This is a genomic window from Pseudomonas sp. NBB, assembly GCF_032701105.1.
Classification (GTDB): Bacteria; Pseudomonadota; Gammaproteobacteria; order Pseudomonadales; family Pseudomonadaceae; genus Aquipseudomonas; species Aquipseudomonas asiatica.
This window is the reverse complement of the sequence record NZ_CP103994.1, coordinates 3,058,290-3,080,271: the sequence shown is the minus strand read 5'-3', so window position 1 is coordinate 3,080,271 and position 21,982 is coordinate 3,058,290. Positions and strand designations below refer to the sequence as shown.

Annotated in this window: 19 protein-coding genes; 16 read left to right on the top strand and 3 right to left on the bottom strand. The window is 62.9% G+C overall.

The annotated features are described in order from the left end of the window. Positions 1-132 precede the first annotated feature (132 nt). Complete coding sequence (locus tag NY023_RS14530; protein ID WP_024087154.1) at positions 133-2,043, top strand: AAA family ATPase; 1,911 nt, start codon at positions 133-135, stop codon at positions 2,041-2,043. A 325-nt stretch (positions 2,044-2,368) separates the two neighbouring features. On the opposite strand, the gene NY023_RS14525 is transcribed toward NY023_RS14530, so the two are convergent. Further along, positions 2,369-3,754 carry an aldehyde dehydrogenase family protein gene (locus NY023_RS14525; RefSeq protein WP_013972689.1) on the bottom strand — a complete coding sequence of 462 codons (1,386 nt, stop codon included), beginning with the start codon at positions 3,752-3,754 and terminating at the stop codon, positions 2,369-2,371. A gap of 107 nt (positions 3,755-3,861) precedes the next feature. Between NY023_RS14525 and ptrR the strand changes: the two genes are divergently transcribed. The 4 genes from ptrR to NY023_RS14505 all read left to right on the top strand — a co-directional run bounded on the left by ptrR (position 3,862) and on the right by NY023_RS14505 (position 6,818). Continuing rightward, on the top strand, positions 3,862-4,728 hold the full coding sequence (gene ptrR / locus NY023_RS14520; RefSeq protein ID WP_013972688.1) for a putrescine utilization regulator PtrR: 867 nt from the start codon (positions 3,862-3,864) through the stop codon (positions 4,726-4,728). Positions 4,729-4,853: 125 nt separating this feature from the next. Then, complete coding sequence (locus NY023_RS14515; RefSeq protein ID WP_013972687.1) at positions 4,854-5,297, top strand: hypothetical protein; 444 nt, start codon at positions 4,854-4,856, stop codon at positions 5,295-5,297. A 55-nt stretch (positions 5,298-5,352) separates the two neighbouring features. Further along, positions 5,353-6,099 carry a phytanoyl-CoA dioxygenase family protein gene (locus NY023_RS14510; protein ID WP_013972686.1) on the top strand — a complete coding sequence of 249 codons (747 nt, stop codon included), beginning with the start codon at positions 5,353-5,355 and terminating at the stop codon, positions 6,097-6,099. A gap of 197 nt (positions 6,100-6,296) precedes the next feature. Beyond that, the gene (locus NY023_RS14505) at positions 6,297-6,818 is read left to right on the top strand and encodes an acyloxyacyl hydrolase (RefSeq protein WP_013972685.1); all 522 of its coding nucleotides are present in this window, start codon (positions 6,297-6,299) and stop codon (positions 6,816-6,818) included. A 116-nt stretch (positions 6,819-6,934) separates the two neighbouring features. Here NY023_RS14505 and NY023_RS14500 read toward each other — a convergent pair whose 3' ends face one another. Both NY023_RS14500 and NY023_RS14495 read right to left on the bottom strand, forming a co-directional pair. Next, positions 6,935-9,070 carry a TonB-dependent siderophore receptor gene (locus NY023_RS14500; protein WP_023660648.1) on the bottom strand — a complete coding sequence of 712 codons (2,136 nt, stop codon included), beginning with the start codon at positions 9,068-9,070 and terminating at the stop codon, positions 6,935-6,937. A gap of 245 nt (positions 9,071-9,315) precedes the next feature. Continuing rightward, positions 9,316-10,206 (bottom strand): universal stress protein, encoded by an 891-nt coding sequence (locus NY023_RS14495; protein ID WP_013972683.1) that lies wholly within the window; start codon positions 10,204-10,206, stop codon positions 9,316-9,318. A gap of 147 nt (positions 10,207-10,353) precedes the next feature. Between NY023_RS14495 and hisN the strand changes: the two genes are divergently transcribed. The 11 genes from hisN to NY023_RS14440 all read left to right on the top strand — a co-directional run bounded on the left by hisN (position 10,354) and on the right by NY023_RS14440 (position 21,952). After that, a complete protein-coding gene (gene hisN, locus NY023_RS14490) occupies positions 10,354-11,145 on the top strand; it encodes a histidinol-phosphatase (RefSeq protein ID WP_013972682.1) in 792 nt (263 codons plus the stop codon). A 225-nt stretch (positions 11,146-11,370) separates the two neighbouring features. Beyond that, positions 11,371-12,102, top strand: coding sequence for a hypothetical protein (locus NY023_RS14485; protein ID WP_024087153.1), 732 nt, complete (start codon positions 11,371-11,373; stop codon positions 12,100-12,102). Between the two features lie 258 nt (positions 12,103-12,360). Continuing rightward, positions 12,361-13,317, top strand: coding sequence for a benABC operon transcriptional activator BenR (benR, locus tag NY023_RS14480; protein WP_013972680.1), 957 nt, complete (start codon positions 12,361-12,363; stop codon positions 13,315-13,317). A gap of 345 nt (positions 13,318-13,662) precedes the next feature. Beyond that, a complete protein-coding gene (locus NY023_RS14475; RefSeq protein WP_178119460.1) occupies positions 13,663-14,289 on the top strand; it encodes an RHS repeat-associated core domain-containing protein in 627 nt (208 codons plus the stop codon). 141 nt (positions 14,290-14,430) lie between these two features. Next, complete coding sequence (benA, locus tag NY023_RS14470; RefSeq protein WP_013972679.1) at positions 14,431-15,789, top strand: benzoate 1,2-dioxygenase large subunit; 1,359 nt, start codon at positions 14,431-14,433, stop codon at positions 15,787-15,789. Then, positions 15,786-16,271: a benzoate 1,2-dioxygenase small subunit gene (benB, locus tag NY023_RS14465; RefSeq protein ID WP_013972678.1), complete on the top strand. Its 486-nt coding sequence runs from the start codon at positions 15,786-15,788 to the stop codon at positions 16,269-16,271. The genes benA and benB overlap by 4 nt, the downstream gene beginning before the upstream one ends. 72 nt (positions 16,272-16,343) lie before the next feature. Then, positions 16,344-17,354 carry a benzoate 1,2-dioxygenase electron transfer component BenC gene (benC, locus tag NY023_RS14460; protein ID WP_013972677.1) on the top strand — a complete coding sequence of 337 codons (1,011 nt, stop codon included), beginning with the start codon at positions 16,344-16,346 and terminating at the stop codon, positions 17,352-17,354. Positions 17,355-17,498: 144 nt separating this feature from the next. Further along, the gene (locus NY023_RS14455; protein ID WP_013972676.1) at positions 17,499-18,260 is read left to right on the top strand and encodes a 1,6-dihydroxycyclohexa-2,4-diene-1-carboxylate dehydrogenase; all 762 of its coding nucleotides are present in this window, start codon (positions 17,499-17,501) and stop codon (positions 18,258-18,260) included. Positions 18,261-18,317: 57 nt separating this feature from the next. Then, a complete protein-coding gene (locus NY023_RS14450; protein ID WP_013972675.1) occupies positions 18,318-19,646 on the top strand; it encodes an MFS transporter in 1,329 nt (442 codons plus the stop codon). Positions 19,647-19,676: 30 nt separating this feature from the next. Further along, the gene (gene catA / locus NY023_RS14445; RefSeq protein WP_013972674.1) at positions 19,677-20,591 is read left to right on the top strand and encodes a catechol 1,2-dioxygenase; all 915 of its coding nucleotides are present in this window, start codon (positions 19,677-19,679) and stop codon (positions 20,589-20,591) included. A gap of 161 nt (positions 20,592-20,752) precedes the next feature. Continuing rightward, a complete protein-coding gene (locus NY023_RS14440) occupies positions 20,753-21,952 on the top strand; it encodes a benzoate/H(+) symporter BenE family transporter (RefSeq protein WP_013972673.1) in 1,200 nt (399 codons plus the stop codon). Positions 21,953-21,982: the final 30 nt, after the last annotated feature.

The window sequence follows — 21,982 nt, the reverse complement described above, 5'->3', positions numbered from 1 at the left end:
CCTCAGTGCCAGGCATGTGAGGTCCCTGTGGGAGCGGGTTCACCCGCGAAGAGGCAGGCCCAGGCAATACACAACCCAGCATTCCACAGCAAAAATTGCTATCGTGCCGCCCTGATTCCACCCGAGGTGCCGATGTTCTACCTGCCTTTGCCCAGCGACCAGGCCGACCGCCTCGCCAGCGAGCCCACCACCGACTTCTTCACCACCGCCAGCGTGCTCGACGCCGCCGCTGTGCTGTTCGTGCAGAACCTGCCGCGCCAGCCCGCCACCGCCTCGGCGGATGCGCAGGAACGCCGCTTTGCCGAAATCGTGCGCATTGCCAACGAGGTCGAAAGCGCCGCACCGGGGCGCTTCCAGGGCCAGGTGGCGCAGCACTTCGATCGCGAAGCCTTCGCCATGGGCCTGGGCATGCTGGGCGAAAACGGGATTGCACTGCTATCGACCGAGGTGGAGTACCAGGCCGAGGAGTTGCTGGACGCCGAGGGCCAGTGGAATTTCCAGTTCGCCGACAGCTACCGCCAGCGGGCAACACCGCTGCACCCGGTGTATCTGCCTTCCCTTGCCAGCGACCTGATGCTCAGCGACCAACAGAACCGCCTGCTGCGCGAATTCCTCAGTGGTATCGATGAGTCGGTGGCGGTGCAGGGCTTTGCCGGCACCGGCAAGACCTTCCTGATTCACCAGTTCGCCCGCCTGCTCGAGCCCCAGCGCACGCTGTTGCTGGCCTTGACCGAAGGCCAGCTGCGCGCCCTGCAGGCGCGGGTCAAGGACGCCGCCGCCTACACCGCGCTGACCTTCGGCCAGCTGGCCGACGAGCTGCTCAACCGCGACCTCACCAGCAACGGCTGGCGCCTGCGCGACCCCTATCGCACCAAGCTTTCGTGGCGCCCGCAGGATGCGCAGGTGGTACGTTGGCTGGCCATTCCCGACATCGGCCCGCTTGCCGCGCGTGATGTGGTTGCCTTGTGCATCCGCGCGGTACGCACGTTCTGCCATAGCGCCGATACCCAGCTGCAGTTGCAGCACCTGCCGTGGGCCGGGCCGGGTACCACGCCGCTGGACCAGGAAGTGTTGCTGGAAAAGGCACGCCTGTACTGGCAGGAGCTGATTCGCCCGTCGGCACGGGAGATCCAGTTGCCGGTGCGCGATTACCATCGGGTCAAACTGCTGTCGCTGACCGGTCATGTGATCGACAGCCGCTACACCCATGTCATCGTCGACGAGGCCCACGAGCTGTCGGCACCGATGCTTGCCGTGCTCGACCGCAGCCCGCAGTCGATCATTGCCCTGGGTGACGAGCTGCAGAACCTCAACGGCCTCAGCGCGCACCATGGCGGCTTTATCCGCCAGCGTTACATCGACCATTCACTGCGGGCCGGGCCGGCGATGGACAACGTGCTGAACCCGCTGATCAATGCCCACCCGGCGGCGATCCAGGCGGCCTTCAGTGGCAGCGCCGAGCACTACACCCGGGTCAGCTTTTTCGATGCGGTAACGGTGCCGGAACAGCCTACGGCGCTGATCGTCGACGATGAATGGGGCCTGTTTGGCTGGTTCCAGCGCCTGACCCACCAGGGCGTGCCGTTCGTGCTGCTGAAAAGCGCGCGCAAGGACTTCGAGCTGTTCGTTGAAGACTGCATCGAGTTGTACCGCCATGGCACCCGGCCGCGTCACCCGATGCTGTTCCGCTATGCCAGCTGGCAGGCGCTGGAGCAGGACAAGGGTGACGACAAGGCATTCGTCGCCGTGGCCAACATGCTGCGCAAGGGCTACACACCGGAGCACTTTGCCAGGGCCAAGAGCCGTTACCGCTGGGACAAGGCGCCCAAACTGTTCCTGGGGCGGGTGCGCGATGTGAAGAACATGGAGTTCGCCCGGGTGATGGTGTCGCCGGAGCTGATGGTAGCGCCGCAGGTAGCGGGGAACCGCAATGAACGGGCGCGGATGCTGGCGGGGTTGTATACCGCCTGTTCGCGGGCCCGGCATGAACTGATCGTGCCGGGGGGGATGCTGGACTGGGTCAAGGACCAGATTCGGGATTGAGGCCCCTCGGGCTGCTTTTTCAGCCCTTCAAAGTCCCTGTGGGAGATTGCCCAGCCCAGATAACTGAATTCGCAAGCGATCCTCGTACCCTGTGGGAGCGGCTTTAGCCGCGAAGAATCCAACGCGGTGCATGGCACCGGCTGCGCCGGTGTTCGCGGCTAAAGCCGCTCCCACAGGGTCCCTGCTAATTCAATGAGTTATATGCAGTTCTATGAGAGCGGGTTCATACGCGAACACCGGCGAAGCCGGTGCCATGCACCGCGTTGGATTCTTCGCGGCTAAAGCCGCTCCCACAGGGCCGCAAAGCGGCCCCTGTTACGCTGGATCAGTTACGGTCCAGCCACACAGTCTGGGCATTGGTGAACTCACGCACACCAAAGTGCGACAGTTCACGCCCGAAGCCGCTCTTCTTCACCCCGCCAAACGCCACGCGGGGGTCGGAAGCGCAATAGCCGTTGATGAACACGCCGCCGGTATCCAGCGCCGCGGTCATGCGTTCGGCCAGCGCGTAGTCGGCGGTGTAGATGGTCGAGGCCAGGCCGAATTCGCTGTCGTTGGCCAGCTCCACCGCATGCTCCGCATCACGTGCGCTGATGATCGCAGCCACCGGCCCGAACAGTTCCTGCTTGAACGCAGTCATCTGCGGGGTGACGTTGGCGAACACGGTCGGCGCGTAGAAGTTGGCCACGCCATCGACCTTGTGGCCGCCCAGCAGCAGGGTGGCGCCTTCGGCGATGGTCGCCTGGACCTGGCCATCCAGCTCGTCGCGCAGGTCGTAACGGGCCATAGGGCCGATGTAGGTACCTTCTTCCAGCGGGTTGCCGACCTTCAGCTCGCGAGTGGCCTCGACGAACTTGCGGGTGAATTCGTCAACGATGCTTTCCTCGACGATCAGGCGCTTGGCGGCAGCGCAGACCTGGCCGGTGTTCTGGTAACGGCCGATCACCGCAGCCTTGACGGCGGCATCCAGGTCCGCGTCGGCCAGCACGATGAACGGGTCGGAACCGCCCAGCTCCAGCACGCACTTCTTCAGCGCCGCGCCGGCTTGCGCACCAATCGCCATGCCGGCACGCACGCTGCCGGTCAGGGTCACCGCGGCGATGCGTGGGTCGTTGATGGCGCGAGTGACACCGTCCGGCGTCACGTTGAGCACTTCGAACACGCCTTCCGGCAGGCCGGCATCCTTGAACAGCTCGCCCAGCAGGTAGGCGCTGCCCATCACGTTCGGCGCGTGCTTGAGTACGTAGGTATTGCCGGCCAGGATTGCCGGCACGGCGCCACGCAGTACCTGCCAGACCGGGAAGTTCCAAGGCATCACCGCCAGGATCGGGCCCAACGGGCGGTATTCGATGCGGGCTTTCTCGACCTGGGTCGGCTCGGGGGCGAGCATGGCCGGGCCGTGTTCGGCGTACCAGCGGCACAGGCCGACGCACTTGCTGACTTCACCACGGGCCTGGGCGACAGGCTTGCCGATTTCGCGGCTGATCATTTGCGCGAAGGCTTCGGCCTTGGTTTCGAGGGTGCTGGCCAAGGCAAGCAGGTACTCGCTGCGCTGACCCAGCGACACCTGGCGCCACTGGCGGTAGCCAACCTTGGCGCGTTGCAGCGCCGCTTCCAGTGCGGCGTCGGTGTCGAACGGGTAGGCGCCGATCTGCTCGCCGCTGTACGGGTCGAGGGAGATGGCGTGGGTCAGGCTGCTGATCGCACTCATGGCGGGACACTCTCGTTGTAATTGATCCGTGACGCCAGACTAGTGGGCTATGGCTTTAATGAAAACTGAATAATAATGAGCGAAACATTCACGTTTGGAGAATGGCTGTGGACCTGGTGCAACTCGAGATCTTCAAGGCCGTGGCAGAGCAGGGCAGCATCAGTGCCGCTGCGCAGCATATCCACCGGGTGCCGTCGAACCTGACCACGCGTATCAAGCAACTGGAGGAGGACTTGGGCGTGGAGCTTTTCATACGTGAAAAGAGCCGCCTGCGCCTTTCCCCCGCAGGCTGGAACTTCCTCGAGTACACCCGGCGCATCCTTGACCTGGTGCACGAGGCGCGGCTGACAGTGGCCGGTGAAGACCCGCAGGGCACTTTCGCCCTGGGGTCGCTGGAAAGCACGGCGGCGGTGCGCATTCCGGCCTTGCTGGCGGCCTATAACCAGCGTTACCCCAAGGTCGACCTGGACCTGTCCACCGGGCCTTCCGGGACCATGCTCGAAGGCGTGCTGTCGGGGCGCCTGGTAGCGGCGTTCGTCGACGGCCCGGTGCTGCACCCGACGCTGGAGGGCATGCCGGTGTTCGAGGAAGAAATGATGGTCATCGCGCCGCTCAACCACGCCCCGGTAACCCGCGCCCAGGACGTCAACGGCGAAAGCATCTACGCCTTCCGCGCCAACTGTTCATACCGGCATCACTTCGAGAACTGGTTCGTGCAGGACCAGGCGGTACCGGGCAAGATCCACGAAATGGAGTCGTACCACGGCATGCTGGCCTGCGTCAGCGCCGGCGCCGGCCTGGCCATGATGCCGCGCAGCATGCTCGACAACATGCCCGGTTGCAGCACCGTCAGTGCCTGGCCGATGTCGGAGGACTTCCGTTACCTCAAAACCTGGCTGGTGTGGCGCCGGGGCACGGTATCGCGCAGTTTGAGCATGTTCGTGAAACTGCTCGAGGAAGGGCGCGCAACCTGATGTTCCAGCGCAACATCCATACCATTGATGCAAATTTCATCAAGACGACCATGCATCAGCACGAACGCCGTTACGCCCGAAGGATCTGATAATAGGTAAGCCATCCTCGAAAGGAGGGTCGTATCATGCGTAACCATCACTATGCCCTCGGCGCGGCGCTGCTGATCGCTCTGGCGCTGCCATGGACCCTGGCGGCCGCCTCCGACCACAATGCCCCCATCGACATGCAGGCCGTGCAACTGCAACAGCAGGAGCAGAACGGCGTCCGCTACCTGCAAGGCGGCATCGGCCAGGATGAAGCCAACGCCCTGCGCAAGACCCCGGGCTATGACCTGCACGTAGAACTCTCCACCGGCCCGGAAGGCAAGTTCCAGAGCGGTGCTACCGTCGACATCCAGAATGCACAGGGCCAGCCCGTGCTCAGTCTTACGGATGCCGGGCCGCTGCTGTATGTGCAGTTGCCTCCCGGCAAATACAAAGTGACTGGCAACGCCCAGGGTGAGACGGTGCAGCAATTGGTGACCGTGAATGGCAAGACCCCCACCACCGTGAACCTGAACTGGCGTTGATGGAAAAACGGGCAGGAGTACGGATGTGCTCCTGCCTGCTAAGGAGCACATCGCCATGAGCCTGGATCTTCAGCTGGAGATGTTGGACGAGCGGGGCTATGTTTTGCTCCCCGGTGTGCTCGAACCCTTGCGTATCGCCTTGCTGCGCTGCGCCATCGATGACCTGCAGCCCATCCACTGGGATTACCAAGGGCTGCTGGAACACTACAAGTGCGTGTTCAACCGCAACCCGCTGTGGTTACCCTTTCTCGACCTGCCGCCGCTGATTGCCCTGGCCGAAGCGGCATTGGGCGCCGACTGCCATGTGATCGGCCAGACTGCCTGGCGCAGCCACCCGGGCTACACCGGCATGGCCCTGCACCTGGACCATTTGCCCATGCAGTTGCCCGACTGGCTCAGCGAGCGCGGCGACTTCACCCAGCCCCCACAGATCCTGACTGCGCAGCTGTACCTCAGCGATATCGACCATCACATCGGGCCGACCTGGATTGTGCCCGGCAGCCACCGCGCGGCACGGCCACCGCAGGCTGGCGAGCAACACTGGCAGGGCCGAGAGGCCCAGCCGGTGCTGTGCAAGGCCGGGGACGCGCTGGTGTTTCGCAGCGATGTCTGGCATAGCGGCGGGGCCAACTGCACCCAATCACGCCAGCGCGACATGCTGCAAGTGCACTATGGCCGGCGCATGGTCGCGCAGAAGTTTTCGCCATACCTGAACTGGCGTTTCAACCCGCAGGTACTGGAGGAAGCCACACCCAGGCAAAGGCGCCTGTTGGGCGAGCACGAAGAAGCGGAATACGACTGAGTGCTGCTGCTCGGCATGGCAGATGCTGGCGCAGGGTATTAGCCAATGGTGGCAATTCACTTTCAACTTTCTGTTTATCTGGACGATAATCAGAAAAGTATTACTTCCTGTGACCGGTCTGGATGTATCCGGTCACCACATAAGATCGAGGGGCCCAAGCCTCCGCTTGCCGTGTAGACCATCAGGAGAAGTCATTGATGAAAACCCGTCTAGCAGCTTCGCTGGCTGCTGCAGTGCTGGCCTTTGCCGGGGCGAATCTGGCCCAGGCAGCGCAGGTGAGCGGCGCCGTTGGCGCCACTGGCCAAGGTGACATGACCTACCGTATTGGCCTGTCGTTCGACTGGGACAAGAAATGGCTGGAAAGCAGCGCCGGTCATCTGACCGGATACTGGGATGCGGCCTACACCTATTGGGAAGGCGGTGAGGCCAGTGGTGCACACTCACTGTCGTTCAGCCCGGTATTCACCTACGAGTTCAGCGGTTTTACTTACACCCCGTATATCGAGGCCGGCATTGGTTTGGCGGCGTTTTCCAAGACCGACGTGGGCGACCAGCGCCTGGGCTCGTCGGTCAACTTCGAAGACCGCATCGGCTTCGGCCTGAAACTGCCGGGGGAGCAGAAGGTGGGGATCCGCGCGATGCATTACTCCAACGCGGGGCTCAAGCAGCCTAACGACGGCATCGAATCGTACTCGTTGTTCTACAGCAAAGGGTTCTGAGGCCGGGGGCCGCTTTGCGGCCCTTTCGCGACACAAGGCCGCTCCCACAGGTATGCGCGTAACTTCTGTGGGAGCGGCCTTGTGTCGCGAAAGGGCTGCGAAGCAGCCCCGGCAATTCAGAAGGTATACGAAACCCCAGCCTGCACCGTCCGCGGCGCACCCGGGTAGACGTAGTTGTTGAAAGCGCCTTCGTCATAGCCCTTGTTGAACACGTTCTTCACGTCCAGGTTCAGCCGCACGTGTTCGTTGACCTTGTAGAAGCTCAGCAGGTCCACCACGCTGTAGCGCTCCATGGTGTAGGTCGTAGCTGCCGTCTGACCGGCGCGATCATCCACGTACTTCACCCCAACCCCCAACCCCAGCCCCTTGGCCAGGCCATCCTGGAACTCGTAGGTGTTCAGCAGGCTGAAGCTGTTGCGCGGGATGTTGGCCAGGCGTGTGCCCTTGGGCAGGGTCGTATCCTGGGTCACTTCCGCGTCCACGTAGGCATAACCACCGATCACGCGCCACTCCGGCGTCAGGTTGCCGGCGATGTTGATGTCCAGGCCACGGCTGCGCACTTCGCCGGCCGCAATACTGTAGGTACCGGTGGGGTCGTTCGGGTCGCGCGCCAGGACGTTCTCCTTGACGATGTGATAGATCGCCGCGTCGATGCTCAGCTGGCGGTCGAGTGCCTCCCATTTCACACCCAGTTCGTAGGACTTGCCTTTCTCCGGGTCGAAGCCTCCGCCTCCGCTTGGCGTGCCGGTGTTGGGCTTGAACGAGCGCGCGGTGTTGGCATAGACCGCAACCGTATCGGTCAGGTCGTAGATCAGGCCGAAGCGTGGGGTGACGCCGTTTTCGCCCTTGCTGAAGTCGCGGTTGGTCGGCAGCTTGTCGTCGTAATCGTGCTCGAAGCGCTCGAAGCGCACACCCGCCAGCGCCTTCAGTCGCTCGGTCAGGGCCACTTGGTCCTGGATGAATGCCGCCCAGGTCTTCAGGTTTTCCTTGTCATGGGTGGTGGTGCGGGTCAGGGCAGGGCGTGGCTGGCCCAGTACCGGGTCGAAGATGTCAATCGGGTACTTATCGGCACCGCTGGCCGAGCGCTGGATGATCGAGTTGTAGTCGTAGTCTTCGTACTCGATGCCCGTCAGCAGTGTATGAGCGTAGCCGCCGGTGTCGAAGTGGCCGGTGAGGTTGAGCTGGTAGTCGCGGTCGGTCCACTCCAGTTTGCGGTAGTTGAAGTTGCGCCCCAGCGTGCGACCGTCAGCCTGCAATGCGTTGGCCTCCACGGCGTTGCCCTTGAGCGAGCCGTCGAGCCACTGCATGCCACCGCCCAGCGTCCAGTTGTCGTTGAGCAGGTGCTCGAAACGCAACTGGGCCATGTTGTTGTCGTTGTGCAGCAGGTTGTCGCTGCCCTTTTCCCAGATGTTGGTGTCGCGCGAAGCTGTGCCGAGCTGGCCGGGCAGGCGGGTCAGGCCACGGTCCAGCGGGTGGTTGTTGCGCATGAAGTCGCCCTCGAAGACGATCTTCGTGCTGTCGTTGACCTGCCAGCTGACTACAGGCGCCACGTCATAGCGCTCGCTTTCCACATCGTCACGGAAGCTTTCGCCGCCTTCACCCAGCAGGTTCAGGCGGTAGGCCAGCGAGCCGTCCTGGTTCAGCGGCCCGGTGGCGTCCAGGGTAGCGCGGTGCATGCCCTGGTCATCGAACTGGCTTCCCAGGGTGACTTTCGACTCTGGCAGCGGCTGCTTGCTGACCACGTTGAAGGTGCCGCCTGGGTCGCCACGGCCGTACAGGCTGCTGGCCGGGCCACGGATCACTTCCAGGCGTTCGACGGTGTTGGCGTCGGGGGCGTTGGGGTAGCCGCGGTTGATCGGGAAACCGTTGCGGTAGAACTCGCCGGTGGTGAAGCCACGCACGGTGAAGGTGGTCAGGCCCTGGCCGCCGAAGTTGTTGGCGCGGCCGACGCCGCCGGCGTAGTCCAGGCCGTCCTGCAGACGCGTGGCGCCTGTGTCTTCCAGTACATCCTTGGGCACCACGCTGACCGATTGCGGGGTTTCGTGCAGGGCAGTGTCGGTGCGAGTGGCGCTGGCCGAGCGGGTAGCCTTGTAGCCCTCGACCGGGCCATCGGCACGTTCGCTGTCGGCGCTGCTGGTGATGTTCAGGGCCTGGAGTTCGATCTGGGTGGGTTCGCTGAGCGGTTCAGGCTCGGCAAAGGTCAGCGGAGAGACAGCATGAAGCACACAAAGCGAAACGAACGTGCGACGCATCGACGGTACGATCCTGGAGTAGGGCGCTGAGGGTAGGGTGGGCAAGCGCCGAGAAACTACTACGAATCATTATCAAATGCATTCTTTTTATGTGGCACTGGTGTACCAGATGCCAAGGGTAGAATCCGTGTTGGCTTCTTCGCGGGTAAACCCGCTCCCACAGGGGTTTCACCAAGCCTGAGGTCAGTGGAATTCCTGTGGGAGCGGGTTTACCCGCGAAGAGGCCGGTGCAGGTATACCAGCACTCACCGAACCGCCTTGATCGCCAACACATTGCACAGCGGATGTTCCAGCACATGCGCCGTGGTCCCGCCCAGGAACGTCTGCATGGCATCATGCCGGTGGCTGCCCATCACGATCACATCCGCCCGGCTGTGGCCGACGAACTGGGCAATCGCCTTGATCGCGGCCCCTTCCAGAAAGTGCCTGCGCTCCAGCGGGATCTGGTGGTGGTCGCCCAGCCGGTTGAACGCCGCCCGCTGCGCGGTGCGCACGCTGACATCGAAGCCGGGCATGGTCACCGTGCCAGCGCCGAAGTCGGCAATGTGTGTCTTGGCCGCGTCGCACACATGCAGCAGGTGCAGTTCGGCATTGCACTGCAGGGCCAGGGCATGGGCGCAGCGGATCACCTGCTCATCCAGATGCTCGCCTGCGCCATGGCTGTTCAGGTCCACCGCGGCGGCAATCTGCCGGGGCAGGGGCAGGCGGATATCGCTGACTAGGTGCACGGCGACCGGGCTGTCCTTCAGCAACTGCCAGTCCAGTGGCGTTACCAGCAGGCGCTTGAGCACCGGTTCGTGCTGCACATCCTTGATCAGCAGGTCGCAGCCCAGGCGCTCGACCCGTTCCAGCACACTGCTCAGCGGGTCGCGGGTCAGCAGCAGTTCGGTAGATACATCCAGGCCGGCGTTGGCAAGTTGCTCGGCTTCGTCCGCCAGCCATTGGCGGTTGTCACTGAGCAGCCGTTCCCGCTCGCGGCTATCGCTCATCAAACCGAAGGTGTCGACATCGTCGACGAACACGTTGATATCCAGCAACGCACCGCTGGATTCCGCCAGCGCCGCAGCGCGTTGCAGCGCTGGCGTGTGGCGCATCTGCGGGCCGAGCATGACGAACAGACGCTTGAACTGGCTCATCTCACACCTCCACGTGTGGCAGCCCCCCGGTGATCTGGTCTTGTTCAGTCTAGACCGCGCAGGGCGCATGAGCAGCCTGGTGGAGGCTGGCGCGGCACGGCGTGTCGGGTATGATGCGGGCCCCATCATTTTCACGAGGCCCGCCCCATGTCCCTGAGTGCTGAACAGATCGGCGAATTCCGCGCCTTTGCCGAGCAGCTGGCCGATGCCGCTGCCGTGGCGATCAAGCCATACTTTCGCGCCAGCCTGGACGTCGAGGACAAGGGTGGGCGCCTGTACGACCCGGTGACCGTGGCCGACAAGGCAGCCGAGGATGCCATGCGCGAGCTGATCCAGGCCCGCTATCCCGACCACGGCATCCTCGGTGAAGAAGCCGGCGTGGCAGTCGGCAGCAGCCCGCTGACCTGGGTGCTCGACCCGATCGACGGCACCCGCGCCTTCATCACCGGCCTGCCGCTGTGGGGCACGCTGATTGCGCTGAACGACGGCACCCGCCCGGTGGTCGGGGTGATGAACCAGCCGTTCACCGGCGAACGCTTTGTCGGAACGCCGGAAGGCGCCTGGCACAGCGGTGCGCCGTTGAAGACCCGTGCCTGTGCCGACCTGGCCTCGGCCACGTTGATGTGCACCACGCCGGACATGTTCGATACCGCCGCGCGCAAGGCTGCGTTCGAGGCCGTTGCCGGCAAGGCGCGCCTGATGCGTTACGGTGGCGATTGCTATGCCTATTGCATGCTGGCTTCCGGGTTCGTCGACGTGATTGTCGAGGCGAGCCTGCAGCCATATGACGTGCAGGCGCTGATGCCGATCATCGAAGGGGCGGGCGGGGTGATCACGGCGTGGGATGGCAGCAGCGCACAGAATGGCGGGTGCGTGGTGGCCTGTGGCGACCCGGCGCTGCATGCGCAGGTGGTGGAGATGTTGCGTCACGCCATGTGATTCATGTGTTGCCTGGGCCGGCCTCTTCGCGGGTAAACCCGCTCCCACAGGTACTGCGCAGTATTCAAGATATGTGGTGATCTTGTGGGAGCGGGTTTACCCGCGAAGAGGCCGGCGCAGGTATCCAAAACCCCCGATCACCGCACTTTTTCCAATTTCCGGGCTCTATGCATGGCCAGGCCACACTGATCCACGGTGCGGCCGCCGAATATCGACCCGGTGCCGATGGTTGCAAGCAAGCCAAAATTCTTCCCCCGCCTGCTAATGGCAGGCGCCCTCACATGCCTGTGCGCCTGCACCCAACAGCAGGGCCGCGACGTGCTCGAGCAGTTCGGCAACGGCAAGCCCAGCGAACTGTTCCAGACCAGCGTCGACCGCCTGGCCACGCTGTCCATGCGCGACAACCTGCAGAGCTTGTACCTGCTGATGAACAAGCTGTACCTGCGCAACCCCAACCAGTGGAAGCTGTCCGGCTACGTTGACGCTGCCACTGCCGAGCGGCAGATCCGTATCGCCATCGAGCAACGCCAGCCCTTGCCACAACTAGGCAACCGTCGCGACCTGGCAGCCTTGAGCTACGCCCTGAGCCCCGAGTTTCGCGGTGACCGGGTCGGTGCGTTCATTTACGCCATCGGCAGCATGCTGATTACCGCGCACGGCGGCCGTACCGAGTTCTACATGACCGATACCATCGACCCGCTGTTCGTCAACAACGCGGCGCGCAATATCGAGAAGGCCACCTGGATGTTGAGCCAGCGGCAGGATGCCAATGGTGTGCTGCTGTTGTTCTCCAACGAAATCTCGGAAGAGGGCAGCAACCTGAGTTTTGCCGTGGAGTTCGGCAAGATCGTGGCACGGCTGGACTTGCTGGCGGAGTTGCTGGATGAGCGTTATCGACGAATTGGGTTGAATTATGCGCAAAGCCTGCTGTTGATGAACTTCCTGCCGGTGCAGTGAAGTGAGCGGTGCCGGGTTGCCTGAGCCGTTCGATAAACGAACACTGACCTGTCCTTACTGTTCGCTATCCGCCCATCCATTCCCAAGGTCGCATTGCCCAACCCCCGCCTTTTTGCTTAAGTGTGCCCATCCACCGGTTGTCGCCTGCCCCCGCGACTCGCAGCCGGCTCGATAGAATGACCGTGACGACCGCAACCACAGCCCGCCGGGCCGTAGGATGCGGCAACCAGAACAATAACGATCCGGGTAACCTTGCCTATGGAAAGCCGCCTGCTGAGCGAGCGCAGTAGCGTGTTTCATCACGCCGACCCTTATGCTGTGTCCGATTATGTCAACCAGCACGTAGGCCAGCATTGCATCGGTTTGTCCCGCACCACTCATCCGCAAGCCAGCCTCAGCCACCGCAAGTTCGCTGAGCTGGACCTGTGCCGCATCAGCTACGGTGGCAGCGTGCGCGTTACCTCGCCGGCACTGGAAACCATCTACCACCTGCAGGTGCTGCTCAACGGCAACTGCCTGTGGCGTGGGCACAAGCGCGAGCACCACCTGGTGCCGGGCGAACTGTTGTTGATCAACCCCGACGACCCGGTTGACCTGACTTACTCGGAAGACTGCGAGAAATTCATCCTCAAGGTGCCGACCCGGCTACTGGACTCGATCTGCGACGAACAGCGCTGGCACCGACCCGAGGGCGGGGTGCGGTTCTTGCGCAACCATTACCGGCTGGACGAGCTGGACGGGTTCGTCAACCTGCTGGCCATGGTCTGCCAGGAAGCAGAGGTGAGCGATTCGCTGCCCAGGGTGCAGGGCCACTACAGCCAGATCGTCGCCAGCAAGCTGCTGACCCTGATGAGTACCAATATCCGTCGCGAATGCCTGAGCGGGCCGCAAGCGGGGCTTGAGCGCATTCTTGACTACATCGAGCGCAACCTGAAGCTGGAGTTGTCGGCTGAGGTACTGGCAGAGCAGGCCTGCATGAGCTTGCGCTCGTTGTATGCGTTGTTTGACCAGCACTTGGGCATCACGCCAAAGCATTACGTGCGCCAGCGTAAGCTGGAGCGGGTGCATGCGTGCCTGAGCGACCCGACTTGTGGCGTACGTAGTGTGACCGAGCTGGCCCTGGATTACGGATTCCTGCATCTGGGGCGGTTCTCGGAGGTGTACCGGCAGCAGTTTGGTGAGCTGCCTTCGCAGACGTTCAAGCGGCGCGAATGATAGCGTTTGGTCATCGGACCTAGCATTTTTGCCAGTTGCGAGTGCTTTGAGCCCACACCACGATTTACTCTTTACCGGTAAGTGGTGGCAATCATGGCGAAGTTACAGCAACAATTGTATTTCTATTCTGCGGAAGGCCTTACGCTTGTCAAACATAGCAGTTCGGGGGAGGCGGCCTTAATGCGTGCTACGGGGCGTGTATTGGCTCAGCGGGATGGTCATCAGGTCGCATTGTACGGGACAGATATACTAGGGTCGATAGCACAATATCTGGAAGGCGGCGAGCTGTGTTCCTTGTAGTACACACTGTATGGGTATGATAGTGACAAGTTATGCGCTTCTGTATTGCGATTTAACAGCCAGCGGAAAGACCGACCAATCGAAGGCTATCATTTAGGAAACGGTCATCGTACGTATAGCCCCATCTGCATGCGGTTCAATTCTCCTGACACACTTAGCCCACATGATGAGGGAGGGCTGAACGCCTACAGCTATTGTGGGGGCGATCCCATTAATCGGAGTGACCCCAGTGGTCGGTCGTGGATAGGTAGCCGCTTCCTCAGAGCATTGTCTCCCCGAAGGAATCGTGGCTCAAAAATTCCTGTACTGGTAGAACTTCGCCCCCTGCAAAAACGCCGATCGCTGGACCAAAATTTTTTAAATGCATCCATGGATAAGAAGTTAAAACAACATAACCAACGGATTTCTGAAACAAAACCAGAGGTCGAAATTAGAGGCTTTATAACTGAGCAATATGGGCGAAAGTTTGGTTATACGGTCCACAGGCTTAGTGAGGGTCTGCCCGTGATGGATCCAAACTTGGATTTGAATATCGCAGCTGTGAGCAGGCACGCCGCGGTTTATCGCAGAAGAGTCCAGGAGAATCCGTCCGAGCTTAATATTAAAATGGCCACTAAGCTTGCTGAAGCTGATAAGTATCTTCAATCGCTACAGAAGCAAATTCGAAGCTGACCCTGGCCGTCAATGCTAGCTTTTGCAAAGTCACGGCAAATTTGTGCAAACTGGATAACGCTCTGCACAATCCGGATAGTCCCCCGCCAGCCGTCTCCCTAACCTGACCAGGTCTAAACAATAACAAGGGAGACCCTGGCCATGTCCCTGGGATTCGACTACCTCAATGCCTTGCTCGAGGACGACCGTGAAAAGGGCATCTACCGCTGCAAGCGCGAGATGTTCACCGACCCACGCCTGTTCGACCTGGAGATGAAACACATCTTCGAGGGCAACTGGATCTACCTGGCCCATGAAAGCCAGATACCCGAGAAAAACGACTTCCTCACCCTGACCATGGGGCGCCAGCCGATTTTCATCGCGCGCAACAAGGACGGTGAACTCAATGCCTTCCTCAACGCCTGCAGCCACCGCGGCGCCATGCTCTGCCGGCACAAGCGCGGCAACCGCTCCAGCTACACCTGCCCGTTCCACGGCTGGACCTTCAACAACAGCGGCAAGCTGCTCAAGGTCAAAGACCCAAGCAACGCCGGCTACCCCGCCAGCTTCAACTGCGACGGCTCCCACGACCTGACCAAGGTGGCACGCTTCGAGTCGTACCGTGGCTTCCTGTTCGGCAGCCTGAAGGCCGACGTCAAGCCGTTGGTCGAGCACCTGGGCGAGTCGGCCAAGATCATCGACATGATCGTCGACCAGTCGCCGGAAGGCCTGGAAGTGCTGCGCGGCGCCAGTTCGTACATCTACGAAGGCAACTGGAAGCTCACCGCCGAGAACGGCGCCGACGGCTACCACGTCAGCTCCGTGCACTGGAACTATGCCGCCACCCAGAACCAGCGCAAGCAGCGCGAGGCGGGTGACGAGATCAAGACCATGAGCGCTGGCGCCTGGGCCAAGCAGGGCGGGGGCTTCTACTCCTTCGACCACGGCCACCTGCTGCTGTGGACCCGCTGGGCCAACCCCGAGGACCGCCCGGCCTACGAGCGCCGCGACCAACTGGCCGCCGACTTCGGCCAGGCCCGTGCCGACTGGATGATCGAGAACTCGCGCAACCTGTGCCTGTACCCGAACGTGTACCTGATGGACCAGTTCAGCTCGCAGATCCGCATCGCCCGGCCGATTTCGGTGAACAAGACCGAAATCACCATCTACTGCATCGCACCGAAAGGCGAGAGCGCCGATGCCCGCGCCAAGCGTATTCGCCAGTACGAAGACTTCTTCAACGTCAGCGGCATGGCCACCCCCGACGACCTGGAAGAGTTCCGCTCGTGCCAGACCGGCTACGGCGGCGGTACCGGCTGGAATGACATGTCCCGCGGCGCTGAACACTGGGTGGAAGGCGCCGACGAGGCGGCCCGGGAAATCGAACTCAAGCCGCTGCTGTCGGGCGTACGCACCGAGGACGAAGGCCTGTTCGTGCTGCAGCACAAGTACTGGCAGGAAACCATGATCCAGGCCTTGAAGGATGAACAGCAACTGATCCCCGTGGAGGCCGTGCAATGAGCCTGTATGCAACCGTGCGCGACTTCCTTTTCCGCGAAGCGCGTTACCTGGATGACGCCCAGTGGGATCAGTGGCTGGAAATGTACGCCAGCGATTGCACCTTCTGGATGCCGAGCTGGGACGATGACGACACCCTCACCGAAGACCCACAAAGCGAAATCTCGCTGATCTGGTACGGCAACCGAGGCGGCCTGGAAGACCGGGTGTTCCGCATCAAGACCGAGCGCTCCAGTGCGACCGTGCCCGACACCCGCACCTCGCACAACATCAGCAACATCGAGATCGTCGAGCAGGGCGAGGGCAGCTGCCAGGTGCGCTTCAACTGGCACACCCTGAGCTTCCGCTACAAGACCACCGACAGTTACTTCGGCACCAGCTTCTACACCCTCGACCTGCGCGGCGAGCAGCCGCTGATCAAGGCCAAGAAAGTGGTGCTGAAGAACGACTACGTTCGCCAGGTCATCGACATCTACCACATCTGATCCAGGGTTTTGCGAGCACTGCCCGGTGCGTCCTGCGACGTGCCGTGGCCCGGCTCGCCCGCGAGGTGCAACATGAGCTACCAGATCGCACTGAATTTCGAAGACGGGGTTACCCGCTTCATCGAGGCCACCGGCCATGAAACCGTGGCCGACGCCGCCTACCGCCAGGGCATCAACATCCCGCTGGACTGCCGCGACGGCGCCTGCGGTACCTGCAAGTGCAAGGCCGAGTCCGGCCGCTACGACCTGGGCGACAACTTCATCGAAGATGCCCTGAGCGAAGATGAAATCGCCGAAGGTTACGTACTGACCTGCCAGATGCGCGCCGAGAGCGACTGCGTCATCCGCATCCCGGCCTCGTCGCAGCTGTGCAAGACCGAACAGGCCAGTTTCGAGGCCGCCATCAGTGATGTCCGCCAACTGTCGGCCAGCACCATTGCCCTGTCGATCAAGGGTGAATCCCTCAGCCGCCTGGCCTTCCTGCCGGGGCAATATGTCAACCTCAAGGTGCCGGGCAGCGAGCAGAGCCGAGCCTATTCGTTCAGCTCGCTGCAGAAGGACGGCGAGGTCAGCTTCCTGATCCGCAACGTGCCGGGTGGGTTGATGAGCAGTTTCCTGACCAACCTGGCCAAGGCCGGCGACAGCATGACCCTGGCCGGGCCGCTGGGCAGCTTCTACCTGCGGCCGATCCAGCGCCCGCTGTTGCTGCTGGCCGGTGGTACCGGCCTGGCGCCGTTCACGGCGATGCTGGAGAAGATCGCCGAGCAGGGCAGCGAGCACCCACTGCACCTGATCTACGGCGTGACCAACGACTTCGACCTGGTCGAACTCGACCGCCTGCAGGCGCTGGCGGCGCGCATCCCCAACTTCACCTTCAGTGCCTGCGTGGCCAACCCCGACAGCCAGTACCCGCAGAAGGGCTACGTGACCCAGCACATCGAACCGCGCCACCTCAACGATGGCGATGTGGATGTGTACCTGTGCGGCCCGCCACCGATGGTCGAGGCGGTGAGCCAGTACGTGCGCGAGCAGGGCATTACACCGGCGAACTTCTATTACGAGAAGTTCGCGGCGGCGGCCTGATTCCCTTCATCCGAACATAACACCGCTTCTGTGGGAGCGGGTTCACCCGCGAAGAGGCCGGCAGGTACAGCGGTTTTGTCTTGTCGGACGCATTCGCGGGTAAACCCGCTCCCACAGGGACCGCGGGCTAGCGGAGATTTGCATATGAACAACCGATTCCAAGGCAAGGTCGCCCTGGTCACCGGTGCCGCCCAGGGCATCGGCCGTGGCGTGTGCTGGCGGCTCAAGGCCGAAGGCGCGCAAGTGATTGCGGTAGACCGCTCCGAACTGGTTCACGAACTGGCCAGCGAGGGCATGCTCACCCTCACCGCCGACCTGGAACAATATGGTGACTGCGCCAGGGTCATGGCCAACGCGGTTGAAGCGTTCGGCCGCCTCGACATCCTGGTCAACAACGTTGGCGGCACCATCTGGGCCAAGCCCTTCGAACACTACGAAGTGGACCAGATCGAAGCCGAAGTACGCCGTTCGCTGTTCCCCACCCTGTGGTGCTGCCATGCCGCACTGCCATACATGCTCGAACGTGGCAGCGGCGCCATCGTCAACGTCTCGTCCATCGCCACCCGTGGCGTCAACCGCGTGCCCTATGGCGCGGCCAAGGGCGGCGTCAACGCGCTGACTGCGTGCCTGGCCTTCGAAACCGCCGGCCGGGGCATCCGGGTCAACGCCACTGCTCCCGGCGGCACCGAAGCACCACCCCGGCGCGTGCCGCGCAATAGTGCCGAGCAGACCGAACAGGAAAAGCACTGGTACCAGCAGATCGTCGACCAGACCCTCGACAGCAGCCTGATGCACCGCTACGGCAGCATCGACGAGCAGGTGGGCGCAATCCTGTTCCTGGCTTCCGACGAAGCCTCGTACATCACCGGCGTGACCTTGCCGGTAGGGGGCGGCGACCTCGGCTGAGCGACACCCCAAGGCAAAAAGCTTTCTTCCACAACAAAAACAAGAGCGACAGATGCCATGCGAACCCTTGACGTACACCCGATCATCGATAATGCGCGCTTTACCCCGTTCCACTGGATGGTCATGGCCTGGTGCGGCCTGCTGCTGATCTTCGACGGCTATGACCTGTTCATCTACGGCGTGGTACTGCCGGTCATCATGAAAGAGTGGGGCCTGACCCCGTTGCAGGCGGGTGCACTGGGCAGCTATGCGCTGTTCGGCATGATGTTCGGCGCCCTGGCGTTCGGCAGCCTGGCCGACCGCATCGGGCGCAAGAAGGGCATCGCCATCTGTTTTGCCTTGTTCTCCGGGGCAACCATCCTCAACGGGTTTGCCAGCAGCCCGAGCGAGTTCGGCATCTACCGCTTCATTGCCGGCCTGGGCTGTGGCGGCCTGATGCCCAACGCCGTGGCACTGATGAACGAGTACGCGCCCAAGCGCCTGCGCAGCACGCTGGTAGCGATCATGTTCAGCGGCTACTCGCTGGGCGGCATGCTCTCGGCGGGTGTCGGCATCTTCATGCTGCCGCGTTTCGGCTGGGAGTCGATGTTCTTCGCCGCAGCGGTGCCACTACTGTTGTTGCCGGTAATCCTGTACTACCTTCCTGAATCGATCGGTTTCCTGGTACGCCAGGGCCGTACCGACGAGGCCCGCAAGCTGCTCAAGCGGCTGGACCCGGATTGCGACGTGCAGGCGGACGATGTGCTGCAGGCGGCCGACCGCAAAGGCAGCGGGGCTTCGGTGCTGGAACTGTTTCGCAACGGCCTGGCCATTCGCACCCTGGCGCTGTGGCTGGCGTTCTTCTGCTGCCTGCTGATGGTCTACGCGCTCAGCTCCTGGCTGCCGAAGCTGATGGCCAACGCCGGCTACAGCCTGGGCTCGAGCCTGTCGTTCCTGCTGGCGCTGAACTTCGGTGGCATGGCCGGGGCGATTCTCGGTGGCTGGCTGGGCGACCGTTACAGCCTGGTCAAAGTCAAAGTGGCGTTCTTCATCGCCGCCGCGCTGTCGATCAGCCTGCTGGGCGTCAACAGCTCGATGCCGGTGCTGTACCTGCTGATCTTCATTGCCGGCGCCACCACCATCGGCACGCAGATCCTGCTGTATGCCGGCGCCGCCCAGCTGTACGGGCTATCGGTGCGTTCCACCGGGCTGGGCTGGGCCTCGGGCATCGGCCGCAACGGCGCCATCGTCGGCCCGCTGCTGGGTGGTGCGCTGATGGGCATCAACCTGCCCCTGCAGCTCAATTTCATTGCTTTCGCCATCCCTGGCGCAATTGCCGCGCTGGCCATGGCCGTGCACCTGGCCAGCGGCCGTCGGCACGCCCAGGCGGTTGCGGCACAGGCGTAACTTCAGAAAAACAACATGAGGTAAACCACCATGACCGTGAAAATTTCCCACACTGCCGAGGTACAGCAGTTCTTCGAAGAGGCCGCAGGCTTTGGCAACGATGCCGGCAGCCCGCGCCTTAAGCGCATCGTGCAACGCGTGCTGCAAGACACCGCGCGGCTGATCGAAGACCTGGAAATCAGCGAAGACGAGTTCTGGCATGCCGTCGACTACCTCAACCGCCTGGGTGGCCGCGGCGAGGCCGGGTTGCTGGTGGCTGGGTTGGGCATCGAGCACTTCCTCGACCTGCTGCAGGATGCCAAGGACCAGCAGGCAGGCCTTGTCGGCGGCACTCCACGCACCATCGAAGGCCCGCTGTACGTGGCCGGCGCGCCGATCGCCGAAGGTGAAGTACGCATGGATGACGGTAGCGAGGAGGGCGCGGCCACGCCGATGTACCTCGAGGGCCAGGTGCTCGACCCACAAGGACGGCCGTTGCCTGGGGCCACGGTTGACCTGTGGCATGCCAATACCCGTGGCACCTATTCGTTCTTCGACCAGAGCCAGTCCGAGTACAACCTGCGTCGGCGCATCATCACCGATGGCGAAGGCCGTTACCGCGCGCGCTCCATCGTGCCGTCCGGGTATGGCTGCGATCCACAGGGGCCGACCCAGGAGTGCCTGGACCTGCTCGGCCGTCACGGCCAGCGTCCGGCGCATGTGCACTTCTTCATCTCGGCACCGGGGTACCGACACCTGACCACGCAGATCAACCTGGCCGGAGACAAATACCTGTGGGATGACTTTGCCTATGCCACGCGGGATGGGCTGGTGGGCGAGGTGGTGTTCGTCGAGGGCGAGGCGGGGCGACATGCCGAGTTGAAATTCGACTTCCAGTTGCAGCAGGCCCGGGGCGGTGCCGATGAGCAGCGCAGTGGGCGGCCGCGGGCTTTGCAAGAGGCCTGATCCACCCAGTTGGCTTCTTCGCGGGTGAACCCGCTCCCACAGGTACGGCGCAAATGCTGGAACCTGTGTAGTCCCTGTGGGAGCGGGTTTACCCGCGAAGAAGGCAACACAAGAACAAGAGCCGGTCACCTAGCCCGGCCAGATGCCTTGCGAGAGGTGCCATGAAAACCCTGATCAAGGACAGTTCGCTGTCCGCCATCGTCGCCGGCTGCATCGCCACGATGATCTCCTACGCAGGCCCCTTGGTGATCATCTTCCACGCCGCAGAAGCCGCCGGCCTGTCCCATCGGCAACTGTCCTCCTGGGTCTGGGCAGTGTCCATGGGCAGTGCCGTACTCGGCGCGCTGCTCAGCCTGCGCTACCGGGTGCCGGTGGTGATCGCCTGGTCGATCCCTGGCTCGGCGCTGCTGGTCACCGCCTTGCCGCAACTGGGCCTGGAACAGGCCGTTGGCGCCTACCTGGTAGCCAACCTGGTCCTGCTGCTGATCGGCATCAGCGGGGCCTTCGACCGCATCATCGCGCGGCTGCCGGGCTCCATCGCCGCCGGCATGCAGGCCGGCATCCTGTTCAGCTTCGGCATCGAGGTGTTCCGCGCCTTGCCGGTGCAACCGCTGCTGGTACTGGCGATGTTCGTCACCTACGTGCTGATGCGCCGGGTGCAGCCGCGCTACGCCGTGGCGGCGGTGCTGTGCGTGGGCACGCTGGTGACCGTGGCCAGCGGGGCGTTTCGCAGCGAGGCATTGGTGCTGGAACTGGCGTCGCCGCAGTGGGTCACCCCGCAGTTCAGCCTGGCAGCGGTATTCAGCTTGGCACTGCCGCTGGTGCTGGTGGCCCTTACCGGGCAGTTCATGCCGGGCATGGCAGTACTGCGCAACGCCGGCTACCCCACGCCGGCCAGCCCGATCATCAGCGCTAGCGCCCTGGCCGGTGCCGCGCTGGCGCCGTTCGGTTGCCACGGGCTGAACCTGGCGGCGGTCACCGCCAGCCTGTGCACCGGTCATGAGGCCCATGAAAACCCACGGCGGCGCTATGTCGCGGCGGTTGCTGGCAGTGCGCTGTACCTGCTGCTGGGGATCGCCGGGGCCACGCTGATGTCGCTGTTTGCAGCATTCCCCGCCGCCCTGATCGCCGCCCTGGCCGGGCTGGCCCTGTATGGCGCCATCAGCGAAGCCCTGGCCCGCAGCCTGGCGGAACCAAACGAGCGCGATGCCGGGCTGTTCACTTTTCTGGTCACCGCTTCGGGGGTGGCCTTCCTGGGCCTGTCGGCAGCGTTCTGGGGCCTGCTGTTCGGCCTGCTGAGCCATGGGTTGCTGAGGCTGCGCCAGCCACGTGCCCGCGAGGTGCTGCGCCGTACCCCATGAACCGCCGTGCTTCCAACGCTTTACCCATAA

What these genes read in the sequence shown, in the direction of transcription:
- NY023_RS14505 (WP_013972685.1), top strand. Translation starts at nt 6,297, where the DNA reads ATGAAAACCCGTCTAGCAGCTTCGCTGGCTGCTGCAGTGCTGGCCTTT.
- hisN (WP_013972682.1), top strand. Translation starts at nt 10,354, where the DNA reads ATGTCCCTGAGTGCTGAACAGATCGGCGAATTCCGCGCCTTTGCCGAG.
- catA (WP_013972674.1), top strand. Translation starts at nt 19,677, where the DNA reads ATGACCGTGAAAATTTCCCACACTGCCGAGGTACAGCAGTTCTTCGAA.
- NY023_RS14515 (WP_013972687.1), top strand. Translation starts at nt 4,854, where the DNA reads ATGCGTAACCATCACTATGCCCTCGGCGCGGCGCTGCTGATCGCTCTG.
- NY023_RS14495 (WP_013972683.1), bottom strand. Translation starts at nt 10,206, where the DNA reads ATGAGCCAGTTCAAGCGTCTGTTCGTCATGCTCGGCCCGCAGATGCGC.
- NY023_RS14450 (WP_013972675.1), top strand. Translation starts at nt 18,318, where the DNA reads ATGCGAACCCTTGACGTACACCCGATCATCGATAATGCGCGCTTTACC.
- benR (WP_013972680.1), top strand. Translation starts at nt 12,361, where the DNA reads ATGGAAAGCCGCCTGCTGAGCGAGCGCAGTAGCGTGTTTCATCACGCC.
- NY023_RS14440 (WP_013972673.1), top strand. Translation starts at nt 20,753, where the DNA reads ATGAAAACCCTGATCAAGGACAGTTCGCTGTCCGCCATCGTCGCCGGC.
- benA (WP_013972679.1), top strand. Translation starts at nt 14,431, where the DNA reads ATGTCCCTGGGATTCGACTACCTCAATGCCTTGCTCGAGGACGACCGT.
- NY023_RS14500 (WP_023660648.1), bottom strand. Translation starts at nt 9,070, where the DNA reads ATGCGTCGCACGTTCGTTTCGCTTTGTGTGCTTCATGCTGTCTCTCCG.
- benC (WP_013972677.1), top strand. Translation starts at nt 16,344, where the DNA reads ATGAGCTACCAGATCGCACTGAATTTCGAAGACGGGGTTACCCGCTTC.
- NY023_RS14485 (WP_024087153.1), top strand. Translation starts at nt 11,371, where the DNA reads ATGGTTGCAAGCAAGCCAAAATTCTTCCCCCGCCTGCTAATGGCAGGC.
- NY023_RS14510 (WP_013972686.1), top strand. Translation starts at nt 5,353, where the DNA reads ATGAGCCTGGATCTTCAGCTGGAGATGTTGGACGAGCGGGGCTATGTT.
- benB (WP_013972678.1), top strand. Translation starts at nt 15,786, where the DNA reads ATGAGCCTGTATGCAACCGTGCGCGACTTCCTTTTCCGCGAAGCGCGT.
- NY023_RS14530 (WP_024087154.1), top strand. Translation starts at nt 133, where the DNA reads ATGTTCTACCTGCCTTTGCCCAGCGACCAGGCCGACCGCCTCGCCAGC.
- NY023_RS14455 (WP_013972676.1), top strand. Translation starts at nt 17,499, where the DNA reads ATGAACAACCGATTCCAAGGCAAGGTCGCCCTGGTCACCGGTGCCGCC.
- NY023_RS14525 (WP_013972689.1), bottom strand. Translation starts at nt 3,754, where the DNA reads ATGAGTGCGATCAGCAGCCTGACCCACGCCATCTCCCTCGACCCGTAC.